This window comes from Porphyromonas sp. COT-108 OH2963 (genome assembly GCF_000768895.1).
Lineage (GTDB): Bacteria > Bacteroidota > Bacteroidia > Bacteroidales > Porphyromonadaceae > Porphyromonas_A > Porphyromonas_A canoris.
Genome location: NZ_JRAP01000006.1, coordinates 136,113 through 155,055, shown reverse-complemented (window position 1 = coordinate 155,055; position 18,943 = coordinate 136,113). Strand labels below are relative to the sequence as shown.

Below are 18,943 nucleotides of genomic sequence, written 5' to 3'. Positions count from 1 at the left end.
GAGTAATCTATGCTTTAGCTTTCTTGTATAGTCTCCGCATATTCTGTGCCAATTCTCTGTGAGAGTAGCACAAGAGCAACAGAAATGCCAATAAATATATGGGAACGGATAGAGATTGTACTCCAAGGAAGAGAGTGATAAGTATGCAGAGAAGGATGAGACCGGCAAGGAGAATAGTCCACCTCCGAACAAGTTGTGAGCCGTTATCCTTTTTCCAAATCATCCAAACGGTTATAAAATGGAACGGATGCAACAGAAGCATATTGTAGTTGGGAAAAGTAAACGGATGATTTGATAACAAAGAGATATACCAAATAACACAACCAGCTATGCCGGCAAGGATAAGCAAAAGAGTTTCTACACTTTTCACCACCGTAAAAGAGTTTTTACGATAGCTTGCCACAAGAATAACAAGATGCAGAAGCAACAGCAAAGAAAAGAGAGAAGTGGGTGTAACAATATCTGTCCACGTCTTCAGAGCGGTATTTTGAAGCGATGGGGTGGGCGTAAAAAGGACTTCCTCCCGAACGATAAGAGGCTTCTCCCCACGATCCATCCACCTCCCGTTTCTAAGAGTTTCTTCTACCATCACCGGCAAAAAGCGATCTGCCAAAGTATCAGGATAGCTATCCGTACCTGCACCAAGTGCAAGATTGATTCCAAAAATCTGCCAAGGGTTATTTTTAGTACACTCCTCTATCCACTCTCTAAAGGTCCGGTTATTTTTTAACGGAACCAGCTCTATCTTTCCCAATACCGACTCAAACAGCATCATGGGTCTATTGGTGCAGTTATCAAAAATGAAATTGTAGAGATACCTGCAATTCTCGGGTAGAATATTCTCTTCTAAAGCTGCCACAATAAGTTCTGCCTCAGCATCTGTAAGGTTCAAGATCTGCTGACCAAAGCCTCTGTTGAAGTAGGTATATTCGTAGAAAAAATCGCCGTAACTCCTTTTATCCACCCAATATTCCGGCTTCCCCTGAATGAAGTTGAGCATAAAATTGGGTTCATTGAAGTCAAAAACGCCATAGTTATACACCGCATCCGTTCCGGCAATATGGTCTATCACTCTTACCGCAGTGTGTCCGTAGAGTGTATAAGGAGCTTCCGGACTTGGAGATACAGTGATCACAGAAATCTCATACCTCGGTATGGCAGGGAGTTCTTCACCCATAGTCTCCTCTGTCTGCGCTTTCACCAAAGAGGGGAAAGAGAGCAAAAGCAGAAAAAATACAGCCAAGAGCCACACTCTCCACCTTGCATCAACGCCCGGATATTGCATTATGATACTCTTCATTACAGCTTTACTAAAAAATTGCTCCACTTCCAGGCATCCGGTTGCAGAGACTTATTAAAAATAGCCATCCCTTTTGGCAGAAGAGAGTTGGCACGATTACCCAACTGCTTTATCCAGCCCAAAGGAAGACTTTTATAGGTAAGAAGCACTATTCCTTTAGGAGCATCTACGGAGATATTCTCTCTTTTAAGATAGTCCAATGCCTGTTCCTCTCCTATATCTACCATAGGATAAGGATGAGACAAGCGGGAAGACAGTGCCCATGAGTGCTGAGGGATAAGATCCTTACCCTTGAACTCCGCAACAGGTATTCCTGCTTGAACGATCCGACTCTTGCTTCTTGAATGAAGCAGTTGAAGGATTGGGGCGGAGGTCGAAGGTAGGGCAAAAATCTCACCTGAAGGTGTTTCCCAAATCAGATCTAACGGTATGGATGTTGCTTTTTCCACTTCCACTTTCGGGTGTCGAAGAGTTACGACTCCTTTCTTAGCCTTGGGAAAAGAGTTGTTTTGTTCTGTTCCTCCACATTTTCTAACCGCAAAGATGCTGAATCCTTCAGAGTCTGTTTCAGACGGTAAAGCCCTATAAATGCCATCACCGGAAGTGAAGATTCCACTTGCTGAATGGGGCTCAAAAGGTTCTAAAACCTCAGCATCATACTCGGATAAAAGGTGTGAGAGCATCTGTTCATTCTCTTCCCTGTTGTACGTACAAGTACTGTAAATCAATACTCCACCCTCTCGGAGCATCTTCCAGGCAGCATCCACAATCTCTCGTTGCAGTTCCGAGCAGTGAGCTATAAGTTGCAGACTCCATTGAGATACACTCTCCGGCTCTTTCCGAAACATCCCTTCTCCACTGCATGGAGCGTCTACGACAACTGCATCTGCCACTATCCCCGAATCTGCCAAAGCTGGGACACTTCCATGAGTGATGATTACATTCTCATGTCCGAGACGGGTCATGTTTTCTTTCAGAACCTGAACACGAGAAGCATCCCATTCATTCGAGATAAGTAGCGTATCGGCAGGAAGCGCATCCCTAAGCAGAGAGCTTTTCCCTCCCGGAGCGGCACAAAGATCCACCACGACACCGCTAACCGGCTCGATGTGTCCGATATACTGATTCAGCATCATGCTTCCGGCCTCCTGAACATAGTATGCACCGGAGTGCCACCACGGGTCTGCCGTAAAGACCGGACGAGATTCAAGATAAAAAGCGTTATCGGAACACCACGGCACTCTACGTATATCTCCCATAGAAGATAGAGCCACACCTTTGCTTCTATGCAGTCTCACGGAAACAGGAGAAGGTTTATGGAGAATAGCCTCAATAAGAGCAAGACCTTTATCTTGCCCGAAGCCATCGGTTACAGAACAGACTCTTGAGCAAAATATCTCCGGGAGCTGCTGCTTTTGTTCCATTTCGTTCACTATGCCGTCTCTGCTTCTGTTGTTCTTTTTAGATGCCAAAGTTACACATTTTCAAGGAGAATACAGATACTTTACAATTCATCGCAGTCTCTCTTCTCCTATCCGACTTAAAGTTATGACTGCTCCTCTTTTGCTCGAGACGGATCAGATCCATCAAAACACATCGACAAAGAGAGAGGTGTACCACATTGATCAAAAAAATCAAGCGTATCGGAGTGGTATTCCAATACGCTTGAGAGATATTATAAAAGCTATAAAAGAGACTTTTAAGATTATTCCGAATAGCTCCAGTGATACTCTTTCAACGGAGTTACGATCCAAGAAGCCAAATCCATTCGGTGCTTTTGTAGAGGAACAATGCTTAGACCGGGGAACAGATGTTCTTCACAAGAGCGTTTTGCCTCGTCTATCGTACTATTCTGCATACCCTCTTCAAGATCTCCATACAGTATCCACTCTTCTGAGGAAGCGTCCCACGCCATCCATGCGGTATCATTATTACGAATATAGAATGTGATAGCCGCTCCTCCTTCCGGTACAGGAGCAATTCCGCTAAAGAAGTTTTCGATTCTTGCTTTCTCTTCTCCTGTTTGAAGATCATAGACCAAAAGAGTTCGGATATTACCTGTGCCCTGGCTCACGACAAGAGAATTTCCCGCAACGGTCTCAAATATTGTACCCTCCGGTGTCTCAAAACTTATTCCGTCCTTGTATTTAGATTGTACTATAATATAGAATGTATCATCGGTTTCATGATCCACAAGACGCACATCTTCGTTTTCAAGGCAGACTGTCTGCCCATCTTCAAGAGGAGGCAACTCAATCGTCCTTTTGTCTGCTTTGGAACAGCCGGTCAGCAGAACGAGCAAAAGTGATAGTGTAAAAGTCAGTTTCTTCATACCATTATCGTTTGAAAGTAAATTATTCAGATTATTCGTCCGACAAGCAGTGCCGTCTACTCTTGGCTGTACTGCATCATATCCGCGGTAAGAAGAGGATAAGTCAGTTCCTGTCTTGCCTTTTTCACCTTTTCAAAAGTCTCTTCCGTGATTTTCGGTTCGGCAAGTAATATACGTACCAAACTCGCTGTCGGACTATCGGGATAGCTGCTGACGAAGCGTTCGTACTCTGCTTTCACTTCGGAGTTCAACCGTTCGTTGTTTTCAAATTCTGTAATAGGGCTGTTATCCAAACCATAAATATAAGCGGCCTGAACAAGAGCATAACTTCTACTCATGGAAACAATCACATCAAAAAGATCTTTATTTTCGGCGGCATAAGCTTCATACTTTGCAAGAAGTTCTCCAAGCTCTTTCCATGGAACCATCACTCCGGCATCGTTGAAAAAGGTTCTCGACTTCAACGAAAGAGACCAAATCTCCCTGTATTCGTCGGGCAGATGTTTCACAATCTCCTCATAGAACTTCTCTCCGGCAGAAATCTCATAGCTGCCTTCTCCGGTATAGACAATATCCAGCCCCATTTCTTTGTAATGCTTCTCCTTTTGCAAGATAGAGTCTTGAGGTGCTATTCCATTCTCTTTCTGATCATACATTGCACTGGAATAGGCTTGAAGAAAAGAAGCTTCACGTTCAGAAACAGAGAACAGCTCTCCTTCGACACACCCTTCCAAGAAGTAAAGACAATGGATTGCATCCGTTGGTATAAGTTTGTCCATATTGGAAAGGAGAGCATTTTTCATCTCCAACACTCTGTCCGTAGGAGGAGTTGTAATATCTTCAGAGTAATACAGCTCTTTCAGTACCGAAACCTTCGTATCGTGAGACACCATTACACTATCTATTCCGCCCTCATTATCGGATCCGTTTCCTGCCTTTTTGCCACAGCTTGAAACCAAAAGGAGGAGCATAAAAATGTATGTTATTCTATGTATCATAAGCATCTTTTACTACTTCAGTCCGTTAAATGTTGCATCAAAAGAGATTTCGCGAACGCGGGAATAGAGTCCGGGCGAATTGTTGATGATGAAATACTTTCCACGTTCGCTCGTTTCATCGGGCTTCTTGGTCTTAAGAACATAGAGAACGTCCGGACTGCTTTTACCTTTTGTAAGCACATAAAGGTAAAGAACAGTGGTTTGATAGTCGTTGGAATAACCGTATCGGCGTCCTTTGTCTACTGTTACTTCTACGGTATAAGGCTCTGTGGGATTGTACCCATTCTCGTGTGTTGCGCCCTTTAGGTAGGCTGCCATCTGATAAGGACGTGAAGAGTTGTCCTTGCTAAAGATTTGGTCCAACTGCCTTACGGCACTACTGTTTTTCCCTGAGTTGGATAGTGTGTTGTTCAAACGTATGCACTCCAATCCTATTTCCGGGTTTCTCCGGTACATTTCGTATGCCATGATTTGGAGAGCAACGGCACCATGAGGTTCTACTGCAAGTATCTCTCTAACCTTTTGAAACTCCTCCACTGTTCGAGGAAATCTGCTGAAAGTAACAGATGCACGTTGTCCTTCGGTGTAGGTGTTATGGTCTATGGTCCCTTCCATAGAGATTTTTATATCAGATACTACTCGTTCCGTCTGTGCTTTTCGAGAGTTACTTTCCGCATCGGAGGAGTTTTCCCCATTGTTGTTATCCTGAACAAAAGGATTTAGAAGCACTAAGGCTATGGATAAAAAAAGAGTTGTCATAAGCATAATATTTTTATTGTTAAAAACTTTTAGTGGTTATAATGGAGCAGTATAAAAGCTCCAAGAAGCTCTATTTTCCTGCTCCTCCTCATCCTCATTGGCTTTTGAGCGGTTCGGATCTACGGCTTTTTTATTCAAAACGTATGGGACAATTTCATCTCCTTCTATGGTCCACATATCAAAGTTTATACCCTCAGCGCCACCATCCTTCAGAAGAAAGACAAGAGTGTTATCGCTCCTTTTCAAGAAACATTCCACTACATACTTAGGATAGTAGCATCCTTCATCATCCACACGCCAAGTAGAGACTTCATCGTAAGATCTGTGTTCTTCCAAGACAGCGAAGCCATCGGGGGTCTCTATTGCAATGACGCCGAGTGCTTGTCCCATTTCCACTTCAAACTGCATCGCATAAAAGTAAATTCCTTTCTCCCGAATGGATTGATAGCAGGAGATTCCTTTGATGCGGCGTTCGTACTCTTCTTCAAATACGTTCTTTACCTTTCTTTCGGCAGAAGTCAAATCTTCCCGCACTTCAGCCAATGAAGAAGATCCTTCTCGCTCTTCTGTTTTCACATTAACCAGCTCAAAGTCTCTCATAAAAGCATCATTACAAAGCAGAGCATAGACCCACTCGTACTCATCTACCTTTATGAAGTTCTTTGTAGTCTCGAACAAAGCTCCACTCATATAGTAGAAGTTCTGGGTCGTTTCCCTTCCGTTATCTCCCGGATGCTGTCGTTTCATTTTGACGAAGCGTATCGGATAAGTTTTACCCTCATATATCGAGTGGGTAAAATGCTTAAAGAACGAAGAGTTTTTGCCATTGTTATGCACAATAAACTGCTTTCCGTCATCGCTCCCAACCGCCATGGTTACCATGTATTCATCGGTAGAAGTATGATCTTCTTCCGTATAGACTTCAGTAGAATCCCCCTTCACGACCTCTTCTTGAGTCATTTGCTCGGATTCATTACTCTTATTGGCCTTATCGCAGGATGTTATCAATAAAAATGCGATAGCCAAGCCAATGTATCTCTTTAGCATATCTGTTTCTGTTTTATTTCTGTATTATAGTATGGTCTCTTTAGAACGAGAAAAAGAAGAAAGCGACCGCTGCCCACTCTTTCTTCACTCCCGATGCACGCCCAATGCTGGAGTTGCGGCTGTTACGTACGGTACCATCCGACTCTATCTTACCCAAATATCTGTTTCCGGAGTCTCGCACCGTGCCGTCAGAGTTGATCTTCCCTATATTGGAGCCACTGCGATCTCTCACTGTACCGTCCGACTCTATCTTGCCTATCTGCTTATTGCTACGATCATAGATATTCCCGTCGGAAGCAATCTTCCCTGCATAGGCTCCGTTTTTACTTCTTATCTCTCCGCTTGAGCTGATACTTCCGATCTGCTCATTGCTGTTTCCGCGAAGGATCTGACCATTAGCACACAGAGGCATAGCCAAACAGAGCAGTATGCCAACAATAAAGATGTAAATTGAACGTCTCATTTTTCATTATGATTTTAGAAGTTATATTTTATGTCCCAACTTAAAATCTGCTCGAAGCACCACCTCCACCGGAGCTGCCGCCCCCCCAAGAGCCTCCACTGCTTGAGCTTCCGCCTCCGCTCCAACCATCTCTATAAGAGCTTCTAACAGCAGAAATCTGTGTGCGATAATCCACTACTCCATCCCGATAACCTCCTCCGAAGAGTTTTTTATCCGAGAGTCTGATGGAGGTTTGCTCTATATGATTGTGCCCGCAAGCGGTACATCGAAACTCGTGTATCTTTATTCCCGAAGAGGCGACAGAGGGTTCTTTCGGGACGGAATTGCCCACATACCTGGTTGTTCCTGCTTTTCCGCAAGCCTCACAGACAAAAGCTCTTCGGAAGCGGATCTTAATGACCCAAAACCATACCACCATTACAATCAGAGCCGGAATAGAACAACACAAAATAGTGCTCCAAACTATTGTGGAGAAGTAAAATGGCGACTCTCTGAGCTTGACCATCGTAAGGTAAGGATCGTGAACAGATTTTTTCATCTCTCGAAGTACCAATTCGATGCTCATACCATAAAGAAGAACCCCTCCGACAAGCAGTAAAATGACAATAAAAGCCCACATCATAACCTCTCCGATCCAGTCATCTCCGGCAGACTCCTCGTACTCTTTTTTCAGGGATGATACCCCGCCAAAGACCTTATCCACCTCTTCCACACCGGCAATAAGCCCTTCGGCTGTGTTACCCTCTTTCAGTAGAGGGATCATAGCCTCTTGCTGAATGAGATAACAGAGTCCGTCCGGCAGATCGGCTTCCAATCCGTACCCCACCTCGAAAGTGATACTCCTCTGGCTTTTATCGGTGATATAAACCATCAGCAATCCTCTATCGGTCTCTTTGTTCCCAATCTTCCAGGTATTGAACAGCTTGTTTGCAAAATCTCTTTCGGACGGATACTTTGAAGTATCTATCCGCGGTATCACCACGACAGCTATCTCAACGTCTCTTTCCTTCATTACTTTTGCAATGGCAGCATTGAGGCGCTCTCTCATAGATGAGGAGATCGTCTCCAACGGATCGCTGACATACTGATCTTTATCTTGAAGATGAACATTGGGGACATCTTCCACATCGTAAACTTCCTGTCCGTATAAGGAAAAAGAGAAGAGAGAAGCAGCTAAAAGTAAGGTAATTAAGATATGTTTTCTCATTATTCTGTCGATGTGATGCGCTACAGGTTCTAAGCTGTGGAAAGGTTTCACAGTGCAAACATACAAGAAATTGCATTTATCTCTGCCACATTTGCCGAAGAAATTGATTTTTTTTAAGATATGAGATACTTTTACTGCTCTTCTCTTTTACTCTTTTTATCCCCTTTTTCTCCCCATACCGCGCCTCTTTTCAAAAGAGATTTTTATACATTCCGCCCCGAAAAATGCTCCCTTTTTTCTTGTTCTCTATTTTGATCGGAGGGGTAGTTTTCAGAGCACGAGAGAATTGTTAAATTCGGGCTGTTTTATTAACACAAATTCCGATGCCTGTTCATCCAAAACAGTAAACGAGCATATTGTTTCGGCTTAACGTGTTTAATTTTTCAACGAACACGTTTAGTGATTTCATTAAACACGTTTACCGGATTCGATTAACGTGTTTAGCCAAAATCGTTAGAGCGCTCATTATCAAAGCATTATGTATTTTTACCCTAAAAAGCACCTGAAAAGGAAAATTTCTTTATTAGTAAACGTTTACAGGTTTAGGCGTTAAAATTCACACCAATTAACGCGAAAAAGCCCCATGAAATGGACTGAGAAAAAAATTTTTCCAAATTCGCGATTTCCCATAAGATTCTGATTACAAAAAGATTGCAAGGGTCAAGCAAAAATCCGGAGTAGAAAAAGCGATCCGAAAAGAGCTTTTTCGCCCTCCGACCGATGCTCCATTTTTATATAAAAACTCCCTTTCAAGAGCTCCAAAACAGAGGCTCTCAAAAGAGAGTTTTCTATATTTAGACAGGGAGAAATCCGGTTTCAGGTCAGATTCAGATAGCCTCGAAAAAGCTGTGTTTCCGCTCGGTGTCCGCCAATGACCAATGCGCAATGGTAGAGATCCAGGACAATGCAGTGAGAGATCCGCTTCCTGAGACACTCTCTCCATATCCGATACTCCTCTTTGTTACGACGGATGCCGTCGATAAGGAGCATGGGACGATGAATAGACGCTTCTCTTCTGCGCAGCAATCCCTCGTTGGTCTCAAGAAGATCCGCAGCAAGAGAGGGGGTGGGCGCATAAACCAGCAGCGGAGAAGCGGTCGGTGCTATCTCTTCGGAACGCTTCACTTCAGTGTGTATGCTGTCGGGGGCTGCACGCTTTCCCCATAGAGGTATTCCGGTGGAGGCGTTGTCCGTGAGGTAAAAAACCTCTCCTTTCGGAGCATGAGCCAAAAGACGAAACAGAAACTGCCCTACTCTCACCTCTCTCTCAGGTGTATCTTTCGGCAAACTATCGGCTATCTCCTCGAAAGCATAAAAGGGTATGGAGCAGGAGGAGACACTGCCAACAAGAGCAAATGCCAAGGGAGAGTGTACGCCATGCCCGGCTCTGTATCTGAATCGACGCAGAGCATCTATGGCATAAATCGTATGGTATCCGAACGGTTTCATGCTCCGGCAAAAGTAGTAAAAATATCTGCCTCTTCGCTAAAAACGTTTTTCCACAGCCTTATGGCTGAGCTTTCTTCCGGGAGAGCTCTCTTTGGCTTTTCCAAACTTATAGGAAACAGAGAGGTAGAGCGTGGGAAAAGAGTAGTTGTTATCAAACTCAAACTTTGTGTCTCCCACATAAGCAGTACCGCTGTAACTCGAATTGAGCAGTTCGAGACCGGCAAGAGAGAGAGACAAAGCTCTGTTGAAAAAGAATGCCGTAACTCCGCAACTCAACTCATATTCCGGATCAATATCCGCTATCACGGTAGATCTCTTGCCCATATAAGAGCCGGAAAGAAATCCCGTAAAGGTTCTCGATTTGTTGAAGACGAAGTTGAGGTATCCATCCACACCCCACTTCACGCTCTGTTTGCTCTTTTGGAGTTCGGGCAGATGGCTTGTGTAGAGCGTGCGACCATAATAGGCATCCAAAGATGCGGTCATCCACGAAAGTTTATCGAAGTAGTAAGAGCCTTTTAGAGCCAAGAAGCGACTCTGCTGGGCATTCATCGGAGTTTTGTAGATCACACCATCCTTTATACGGGTAACGGATGCAATGATATCCCGTTCCCATTGAGCCTGAGCGGCAAGAGAGAGCACGCCTCTGAATGTATAGCCCAAGTCCATCCGATAAGCGGTTTGCGGTTTAAGATCGGGATTGCCAAAGAGGACGGAGAACGTAGTAGTCTTCCACTCGAACGGGTTCAGATTGTCAAACTGCGGACGCTGTATATCGGAGTTGAGCGTGTAGTAAAACTTATGTCTCCGGGATGGTGTATAGACGATATATGCAGAAGGGAGGAGATGCATCCGTCCTTTCCCCTCTTTGTAGCCGGCATTATCGAGAGACGTTGCCGTAGAGGTGTAGGGAAGTTTGGCTCCAAGACGCAAGAGAACCTCATCGCTCACGGCAAACGTGGTGCTAAAGTAGGGAGAGTAGATGCGCTCCACGACTGAAAAAAGAGCTTTCTGCCTCTGCTCTTCTGCGTCAGACTTGTCCAGATCGGCATAAGGATAGTAGGGTGCTAATGGGTTGTTCGCAGGCTTCCAATAGGCATGGGCATGAGATCTGCGGTTGTCGGTTGTGGAGATCTGCGCACCAAAACCGGCATCCAATACCCACTTGTTGTCCGGGAGAAGCGGTATGGAGAGGTCTATGTTGGAGGCAATTCCGGATGTTTTGACCCTGTCCAAGTCTCTGTAACCGAAGTAGGGCGACTGCACTCTGCTTATAAAAGAGGGATTTCCCGGATCGGGCGAAACAGGTGTATAGGATATTTTGCTTCCGAAGTCCGTTTCTCTGCTTTCGGTATAGCTGTAATAGGAGAGATCAGCCCAGATCTTTGCTCCCTTGGGAGACAGTGTGTGCTCCCAATAGGCGGCTACGGCATACTTCGGCACGGTATCTCTGTAAATGTTATGGTTGTTCAGAGTGGAGTCTGTATGGAGCGTCTCTCTGTTACGAAAAAGCTCGGTACTCTCGAAAACATTTTCCACTCCGGTGCGTTTAAGCTCGGCATGAAGACCTATGTTGCCCAAGCTGCTGTAATCGTACTGTAAGTTCAGATTGAGACCCGCATTGCGTCGTTCTCCGGTACTTGGATTGTTGATGCTGTGTAAGGACTTGGGATGATAATAGACCGCATTCTCAAAAAATTCGGTCTCGCTCCGGTTGGAATAAGGACTTCCGGCGAAAGAAAATCTACCCAGATTGAGAAAAGCAGAAGCATATCCACCATAACGAGAGTTCTGCATCTCTCCCGTCATAATCTCCGTTCCAACCACTCCCCCGACATAGTTCAGAAACTCCGACTCCATGGATAGAATAATCATAGCCGTGTTGCCGTCCTTGTCATACTTCAAAGGGGGTTGCATAAGAACCTCCACACTTTTTATGAGTCGGGCATCGTAGCCTTTCAATATACGTGGCAGGCTCTCCGGAGTTGCACGCTGAACAACATTGCCAATCTTGAGTATGATCTGCTTCTTTCCTGGAATGAACAGCTCCTCTCCACGCACAAATATATTGGGAAGCCCTGCCAGCAGATCCAGAGCATTGTTTCTCTCCTCCCGTATCTTCGTTACATCAACCTTGAATCCGGTTTGAGTACTTCTTACGGTCATGGATCTGCCTTGTACCACAACGGTTTGCAGCTCTGTGGGATCTTCTTGAAGGGTAATCTTCCCCATATCCAGATCTTGGTTCGGAAGCAGAGTTATCTTGGAGACATAGAGTTTATAGCCCAAATGACTGACGCCGAAAAAATAGTTTCCCGGAGCCATCGAGAGCGAGAAACGCGCAGAAAGATCCGTATGTGTGCGTTGCAGGATCTTCTCTTCGCCGTCTCTGACTTCTCCTACAAATACTTCCGCGTAAGGGATAGGGGCATTCCGGCTGTCCATGACCGTGCCCGAAATTCTAGATAAGGCAGTCTTATTCTGCGCCGATATGGAGGTAGAAAGCAGAACAAACAGCGTTAGTATGGTGATGATTTGCTTTTTCATGTCAAAGATTTTTTGTCTGTATCACGTAGAGTTCAAAGGTAGTATTTTTCTTAAAAATAGATGGATATAAAGTATAAATGGTGAGTATCTTGTTCAAATGATTAACTTTGTTACTACTACATGAATGTCTAACCTTTTGATAACTTTGAGATATGATGAAATACAAAAGCATTATAGCAGTATCCGTTCTGCTTCTATCGGGCATGGCAAGTCTGTTTGCACAGAGCCCTATCTACACCGCAGCCCAACTGCAACAAGCCAAAGTATATAGAACAGGTGCCGAGATGAAGCACCATGTCTCTACTTCCGTCCCTAAAGGAGCGTCTGAAATAGTAATAGGCCAAGTATCCAATGTGATGGACATCTCCACCTTAAGAGTATTGACCAATGCTTCGGGATTGATGGTTTTGTCTTCGGAGTTTGTTTCAGAATACAAATGGCCCTCCAATATTGACGTCAATACACCGGAAGGGAAAGTTTTTGCCGAAAAAGTGGCAACACTGGAACAGAAACTTGAAAAAGCCATCATCGAAAAAGAGACAAAGAGCAAGGCAATAGAGATGATGGACGGAAATGAGTTTGTTGGTAACAAAGGAGCAACGAATGTCGCACAGTTTCGCGAGCTCCTCTCTTTCTACACCTCACAGCGTATCCAACTGAGCCTTGAAGTGAAAAAGTTGGAGAAAGAGATAGCTGCACTGAAAGCAGAACTGAGTACCCTTAAAGGCAATACCCAAGAAGACGATGAAGAGAACAAGAGCAACAGCAGCAAGAGTGCCATAGTGGTGCGCGTCTCAAGCAATGTAGCTCAGAACGTGAAGCTGAATATCGAGTACCTGACTCGCTCTGCTTCTTGGAGCCCATCGTATATGCTGCGTGTTGCATCCGAGAAAGAACCGGTGGAGATGTCGCTTAGAGCAAATGTGAGACAAGGCAGCGGTATCAACTGGAAAGGCGTAAACCTGACACTTGTAGACGCAAGACCGACAAAGCGTGTGAATGCACCATCCGTACACCCATGGTTTATCCGTCTGGAAAACCCGAACGACATGAGGCTGGAATCTATGAAGAAATCTGCTCGAGCAGTGGCTTACAACACTGTTGCCGAAGAGATAGCCTATGCGGAGTATGATGTGGGAGCGCAGTCTGTGTCCAATATGATGAATCAGAGCTTTGTCGTAAGTACGCCTTATGATATTTATAGCAACAACAGAGACCATCTGATAGTTCTAAACAGCGAGCGCATCAAAGCCTCCTACCACTACTTCGCTTATCCTGAAGATGATAGCCGGGCTTTCCTTATGGCTCATATCAAAGATTTGGGTAAGAGTGGACTGGTCGTGGCTCCGGCAACAGTGATCATGCAAGGTATGCAGGTAAGCGAGACTCATATAGATCCGGCAAAGTTTGAAGACGGATTGGATCTCACCCTTGGAGAGGATACCCGCCTGAGTGTTTCCCGCAAACAGATTTCGGATAAGAGCGGTACAAAATTCTTCTCATCGGAAAAAGAGGAGACTCGCACGTATGAAATCTCTATCGTGAATAATAAGAGAGAGAGTGCCGAGATAGAAGTGAAAGATAGAATACCGGTAAGCACGGCGAACAATATTAAGGTAGAACTCCTTGAACAAAGCGGAGCCGAACTGGATGCAGAAACAGGAATATTGACATGGAAACTGAATCTATCCGGTAACTCTACGAAGAAACTTCGGGTGAGCTTCAAAGTAAGATACCCTAAGGATATGAATCTTTCAGGATTCTGATCCCCTATTATATAAGGTATGGAAAGCGGACAAATCGGAGAGTTTGTCCGTCTTTTCATATCTTTGCAGTTATGATAAAAGCAGTTTTCATAGATTTAGACGACACTCTTTGGGCAACAAAGCAAAACAATAGAGAGGCTTTAGAGGAGCTTTTTCATAAGTATGGTTGGGGTGGTAAACCCGGAGATTTGTATCCCTCTTTCGAGAAATTCTACGAGGTTTATCTTCCTTATAACGATCTGCTATGGGGGAAATATGCACGGAAAGAGATTAGCAAAGATGTGTTGAAAATAGATCGCCTTCGTTATGTCCTTTCTCCGCTGTACGAGTATAGCGATGAAACCTATATGGAGATCCATAATGAGTACTTTGCTATTGCAAATAACAAAGAAGCACTTATACCTCATGCTGTGGAGGTGATGAAAGAACTTCATCACAGCTATCCCGTTGTGATAGTAAGCAATGGATTTATAGAAGTTCAACACAATAAGCTTGCAAAAGCCGGACTTACCCCTTACGTGGATCATGTAGTACTTTCTGAAGATGTAGGAGTGAGTAAACCCTTTAAGCAGATCTTTGCAAAAGCACTTTCGTTGGTAGGTTGCAAGCCTGACGAGGTAGTTATGATAGGAGATGCTTGGGAGACTGACATCGAAGGAGCTTTACGCATCGGCATTCATCCGATCTGGCTTAGGCATGACTACACCCCCTCTTCTACGAAAGAGAAAGATGTAACGGAGATAACATCGCTGCAAGAAGCTCTCCCGGCTATCAAAGCAATCAATATGCGTTTACTGGTACACCGGACTTCGGTACGGTTTCCCGGCAAGAGCAAAATGAAATTAGGAATACAGAATATATGACCCAAAAGAAAAGAAAGACATTAAAACAGCGAATAGCACAAACACTCCTGAAGTGGCTGGGATGGAAAGCTCTTGTACCGGAATCACGTCCTCTGAAAAGTGTGATCTGTGTAGCTCCGCATACCAGCAATATTGATTTTATCATCGGGAAACTCTACCATAATTTTACCGGTGTTGGAAGCCATTTTATGATGAAAAAAGAGTGGTTTGTATTTCCTTTAGGACATATTTTCCGTGCAATGGGCGGTATTCCAATAGATAGAAAACATAAAATGTCACTGGTAGATCAGGTGGCAGAGACCATACGCAAAGCAGAGCGATTTCACTTGGGAGTAACACCGGAAGGTACTCGCTCGAAAGTGGCAAAGTGGAAAACCGGATTCTACTACATGGCACTGAAAGCAGGTGTCCCCATAGAGCTTGCCAAAATAGACTACGCACAGAAAGAGGTGGGGATATTTGAGATATTCAATCCGACAGGTAATGCCGAGCAGGATATTGCCTATATCCACTCTCGCTACAATAAAAATATGGCTCGTGTCCCGGAATATTTTTCGGAATATTAAATGCACTCATTCAAACAGATAACATCGGAAACTTTTATGAAACCTATCACATACAAAGGGGAACCACAGGAAGAACTCAATGTAGCCATTATACAGATGTCTTTGGAACATCTCAACCCGTCTGAAAATGCCCATGTCATAGATATTCTACTCAAAGATCTCGAACCGATAGAGGATGATCCCATCGATCTTATCATACTGCCGGAAATGTGGAATACGGGATATGTAACCGGAGACGAAAAGATCGAGTCCGAATGGTTTTACGAAAGTCTGGAGTGGATGAAGCAAAAAGCCCAACACTACAACACCGCTATCTTCGGCTCCATGATACATATAGAGAATGATGTCCGTACGAATAGAGGGGTGTGGGTATATCCCAACGGAGAGACTCTATACTATGACAAGATGCACCTTTTCGGCCCGGGAGGAGAAGCCAAACACTTTTCTTCCGGCTCTGAACGCTTGTTGGTAGAGTATAAAGGGTGGAAACTGTTCCCGATTATCTGTTATGATCTTCGCTTTCCGGTATGGTGCCGATGGACTAAAAAGCATGATTATGATGCAATAGTTTGTGTGGCAAGCTGGCCTCAAGCGCGTCGTTCTCCTTGGAAAGCTCTTCTAAGAGCAAGAGCATCTGAGAATCTCTGCTATGTTTTGGCTTGTAATCGTGTGGGCGTAGACAGCTACCGACAGGTATATAGCGGGGATAGCCGGATAATAGACCCAAAACTTTCGTTGGTGAAAAAGCTGAACAAAGGAGAGATAGGCATACTATTAGGACGTATAGACAAGAGACAGGTAAGCGATCTACGCAAGAAATTTCCTGCTCTGGAAGATGCCGACGAGTTTACACTACACTTCTGAGTTAATCCCGTAAGGCGATATAGAGAATGATTCTGAACTATATTTGGATCGGTTTTTTCGTCCTTGCTCTGATTGTCTGCCTTTTCAAGCTGATATTTACGGGCGATTTAGAGACCTTGAATGAGGTATCTAAGGCTCTTTTTAGCAGTGCTACCACAGCTTTTGAACTCGCTCTCGGTCTGTCCGGAATACTTACACTCTGGATGGGACTCCTTAAAGTAGGAGAAAAGAGCGGGATGGTTTCTGCTTTGGCAAAAGGGACATATCCTTTCTTTAGAGTGTTGTTCCCCTCTCTCCCCAAAGATCATCCTGCCCTGGGAACCATAATGCTGAACTTCTCTGCCAATCTTTTGGGAATAGATAATGCTGCTACTCCTCTCGGATTGGAGACGATGAAGCATCTGCAAAAAGAGAACAGTGCCACACCGGATCGTATCTCGGATGCCATGATTATGTTTCTCTGCATCAACGCATCCGGTCTTACGCTTATTCCGATCTCGATCCTGATGTACAGGACAACCATGGGAGCCGCTGTGCCAACGGATGTCTTTATCCCGATATTCATTGCCACAGCAGCCAGCACCCTGTTTGCTATATGCGCCGTAGCTTACAAACAGAAGATCTCACTCTTTCAACGAGCGTTTCTGATACCCTTATTGATACTGCTGTCCGCCATTGTACTCAATTTTATTCCTTGGGGCGGTGATGGAGAAGTAAGTGGAGAGTCCCTTCAAAAAATATCTGCTCTCATCGCCAACGGTATTATCTTATCTGTGGTTGTGATATTTCTGGTATATGGATTATGGAAAAAGCTTGATGTCTTTTCCGTTTTCATAGAAGGTGCAAAGGAAGGATTCAAGACAGCGATCAATATTGTACCATATCTTGTAGCCATTCTTGTCGGAGTGGCAGTCTTTAGAGCTTCGGGAGGGATGGATTATATTGTTTCCGGTATAGAGGCTTCTTTTTGCTTCTTCGGCTTACCAAGCGATTGGGTTGGAGCACTTCCAACCATACTGATGAAGCCTCTGAGCGGAAGCGGAGCACGTGGACTGATGATAGATGCCATGCAAAATTATGGCGCAGACTCCTTTGTCGGAAGACTTGCTTGCATGTGTCAGGGAGCATCCGACACTACTTTTTATATCATTGCACTCTATGCCGGCAGCGTTGCAATACGTAACACGCGCTACACTCTTGGCATCTGTCTGTTGTCCGACCTTGTCGGCATGATTGTTTCAGTACTGTGCGCCTACTTTTTCTTTGCTCCTTAAAAGAGATATGAACAGGTTTCCGATAGGTATATTCGACTCCGGATATGGAGGCTTGACGATATTGAAGGCTTTAGAAAAGGCTTTCCCTCAATACGACTTTGTCTACTTGGGAGACAATGCGAGAGCTCCATACGGTCCAAGATCCTTTGAAACCATCTATAAATTTACCTCTGAAGGGGTCGCCTTTCTTCTTAAGGAAAAGAAGTGCAGGCTCATTATCTTAGCTTGTAATACGGCATCAGCCCGAGCATTGAGGCAGATACAGCAGACCTCTTTTAAGCCTTGGGCAGAAGAGGGATACCGTGTACTTGGAGTAATAAGACCTACAATAGAATCGCTTGCACCTTTCAGTCGGACCAAACATATCGGTCTTTTGGCAACCTCAGGCACGGTAGCTTCCGAAACCTATCTTCGTGAAGGAGAAGAGTATGCCCCGGATCTCACTATCATACAACAAGCCTGTCCGATGCTTGTCCCCCTTATAGAGAGTGGCGAATGCCATTCTGAAGGGACGCGTTTCTTTGTCAAGACCTATCTTGAAGAGCTTTTGAGTAAAGATGTGGAAATAGATACCATTCTACTGGCATGTACTCACTATCCGCTTATCAAAGAGATGATTTCGGAGATTGCACCCCCTCATATCACAATTTTGCCACAGGGAGAGATTATAGTGAACTCTCTTAAATCCTATCTCGAACGCCACCCCGAAATGGAGCAACTACTCTCCAAAGGAGGGCAACACCTTTTCTTTACAACGGAAGAGTCTCATGCCTTTGAGCAGGCAGCTCGTCAGTTTGTCGGAAGAGCCATTTCTGCTACGACAGTCAATATTGCCGGAATGACTCTTGACAGAGATTGCTGATCCGTTTTTTCCATACCACTGCTTATTTCGCACACTGTTTTTCTTTCGATAAGATCTGTTCAGACCATAAAAAAGTCTGCAAACCTCTCTATCTCTACAGATAGATAAAGTTTGCAGACTTTTATTCTTTAAGAGTTTGGATAGTCTCTCTTCTCGTTCTTACTTCTTAAGGTAAGCTGTAAGCATCCAAACTAATTTTTCTTGTCCCTGAAGATACTCTGAAAGTAGTCCTACAGTAGTATCGTCTCCATTTTCAGCAGCCAAAGCAACTCCTTCTCTTTCGATCTTTATGAATAGAGAGATAGATTCCAACACCTGCTCTACAATATCGTTTTCGTTGCTTACGTTTACAGCTTGCTTAAGTGTAGCCAACGATTCGATGTCTTTGTACAAACGTACAGGAGTACCACCAAGTTGGAGGATACGTTCTGCGACCTCATCTATATTCTCTGCGAGTTCATCGTACATTTTCTCAAGCTGTTCGTGAAGGAGAAAGAAAGAACGGCCTTCTACATGCCAGTGAAATGCTCTAAGGTTAGAGTAGTAAATGTGGAAGTTTGCAGCAAGCTGATTCAACTTCTCTACTGCCTTTACAGTATAGGCTTCATTCAAGTGAAGAAAATTTGTTGTTTTCATATCTTGTAAT

17 protein-coding genes are annotated in these 18,943 nt (G+C 44.4%); 6 read left to right on the top strand and 11 right to left on the bottom strand.

Annotated elements, in window-relative coordinates; translation table 11 throughout:
- Window positions 1-7: 7 nt before the first annotated feature.
- The 10 genes from HQ39_RS02635 to HQ39_RS02590 all read right to left on the bottom strand — a co-directional run bounded on the left by HQ39_RS02635 (window position 8) and on the right by HQ39_RS02590 (window position 12,102).
- Window positions 8-1,300: a DUF4105 domain-containing protein gene (locus tag HQ39_RS02635; protein WP_036863450.1), complete on the bottom strand. Its 1,293-nt coding sequence runs from the start codon at window positions 1,298-1,300 to the stop codon at window positions 8-10.
- Window positions 1,300-2,772, bottom strand: coding sequence for a methyltransferase RsmF C-terminal domain-like protein (locus tag HQ39_RS02630; RefSeq protein ID WP_152565488.1), 1,473 nt, complete (start codon window positions 2,770-2,772; stop codon window positions 1,300-1,302). Before HQ39_RS02630 ends, HQ39_RS02635 begins: the two co-directional genes overlap by 1 nt.
- Before the next feature lie 233 nt (window positions 2,773-3,005).
- Complete coding sequence (locus HQ39_RS02625) at window positions 3,006-3,632, bottom strand: hypothetical protein (RefSeq protein WP_036863447.1); 627 nt, start codon at window positions 3,630-3,632, stop codon at window positions 3,006-3,008.
- Window positions 3,633-3,688: 56 nt separating this feature from the next.
- Window positions 3,689-4,630, bottom strand: coding sequence for a hypothetical protein (locus HQ39_RS02620; RefSeq protein ID WP_152565487.1), 942 nt, complete (start codon window positions 4,628-4,630; stop codon window positions 3,689-3,691).
- 12 nt (window positions 4,631-4,642) lie between these two features.
- Window positions 4,643-5,389, bottom strand: a complete 747-nt coding sequence (locus HQ39_RS09145; protein ID WP_152565486.1) for a DUF6935 domain-containing protein — start codon at window positions 5,387-5,389, stop codon at window positions 4,643-4,645.
- 36 nt (window positions 5,390-5,425) lie between these two features.
- A complete protein-coding gene (locus tag HQ39_RS02610; protein ID WP_036863441.1) occupies window positions 5,426-6,436 on the bottom strand; it encodes a hypothetical protein in 1,011 nt (336 codons plus the stop codon).
- 40 nt (window positions 6,437-6,476) lie between these two features.
- Window positions 6,477-6,899 (bottom strand): 5-fold beta-flower protein, encoded by a 423-nt coding sequence (locus HQ39_RS02605; protein WP_036863438.1) that lies wholly within the window; start codon window positions 6,897-6,899, stop codon window positions 6,477-6,479.
- Between the two features lie 40 nt (window positions 6,900-6,939).
- On the bottom strand, window positions 6,940-8,106 hold the full coding sequence (locus HQ39_RS02600; protein ID WP_036863435.1) for a TPM domain-containing protein: 1,167 nt from the start codon (window positions 8,104-8,106) through the stop codon (window positions 6,940-6,942).
- 816 nt (window positions 8,107-8,922) lie between these two features.
- Entirely contained in the window at window positions 8,923-9,555 is a 633-nt protein-coding gene (locus HQ39_RS02595; RefSeq protein WP_036863433.1) for a hypothetical protein, read from the bottom strand.
- A 36-nt stretch (window positions 9,556-9,591) separates the two neighbouring features.
- Window positions 9,592-12,102 carry an outer membrane beta-barrel family protein gene (locus HQ39_RS02590; RefSeq protein ID WP_036863430.1) on the bottom strand — a complete coding sequence of 837 codons (2,511 nt, stop codon included), beginning with the start codon at window positions 12,100-12,102 and terminating at the stop codon, window positions 9,592-9,594.
- A gap of 152 nt (window positions 12,103-12,254) precedes the next feature.
- Between HQ39_RS02590 and HQ39_RS02580 the strand changes: the two genes are divergently transcribed.
- The 6 genes from HQ39_RS02580 (at window position 12,255) to murI (ending at window position 18,297) form a co-directional block, all read left to right on the top strand.
- Window positions 12,255-13,868, top strand: coding sequence for a DUF4139 domain-containing protein (locus HQ39_RS02580; RefSeq protein WP_081965361.1), 1,614 nt, complete (start codon window positions 12,255-12,257; stop codon window positions 13,866-13,868).
- A gap of 71 nt (window positions 13,869-13,939) precedes the next feature.
- Window positions 13,940-14,731 carry a YjjG family noncanonical pyrimidine nucleotidase gene (locus HQ39_RS02575; protein WP_052079368.1) on the top strand — a complete coding sequence of 264 codons (792 nt, stop codon included), beginning with the start codon at window positions 13,940-13,942 and terminating at the stop codon, window positions 14,729-14,731.
- The gene (locus HQ39_RS02570; protein ID WP_036789671.1) at window positions 14,728-15,297 is read left to right on the top strand and encodes a 1-acyl-sn-glycerol-3-phosphate acyltransferase; all 570 of its coding nucleotides are present in this window, start codon (window positions 14,728-14,730) and stop codon (window positions 15,295-15,297) included. Before HQ39_RS02575 ends, HQ39_RS02570 begins: the two co-directional genes overlap by 4 nt.
- 36 nt (window positions 15,298-15,333) lie before the next feature.
- Complete coding sequence (locus HQ39_RS02565) at window positions 15,334-16,161, top strand: nitrilase-related carbon-nitrogen hydrolase (RefSeq protein ID WP_036863423.1); 828 nt, start codon at window positions 15,334-15,336, stop codon at window positions 16,159-16,161.
- Between the two features lie 26 nt (window positions 16,162-16,187).
- On the top strand, window positions 16,188-17,435 hold the full coding sequence (locus tag HQ39_RS02560) for a nucleoside recognition domain-containing protein (protein ID WP_036863421.1): 1,248 nt from the start codon (window positions 16,188-16,190) through the stop codon (window positions 17,433-17,435).
- Between the two features lie 7 nt (window positions 17,436-17,442).
- Window positions 17,443-18,297 carry a glutamate racemase gene (gene murI / locus HQ39_RS02555; protein ID WP_036863418.1) on the top strand — a complete coding sequence of 285 codons (855 nt, stop codon included), beginning with the start codon at window positions 17,443-17,445 and terminating at the stop codon, window positions 18,295-18,297.
- Window positions 18,298-18,456: 159 nt separating this feature from the next.
- Here the strand turns inward: murI and HQ39_RS02550 are convergent, their stop codons facing one another.
- Window positions 18,457-18,933, bottom strand: coding sequence for a Dps family protein (locus tag HQ39_RS02550; protein ID WP_036863415.1), 477 nt, complete (start codon window positions 18,931-18,933; stop codon window positions 18,457-18,459).
- Window positions 18,934-18,943: the final 10 nt, after the last annotated feature.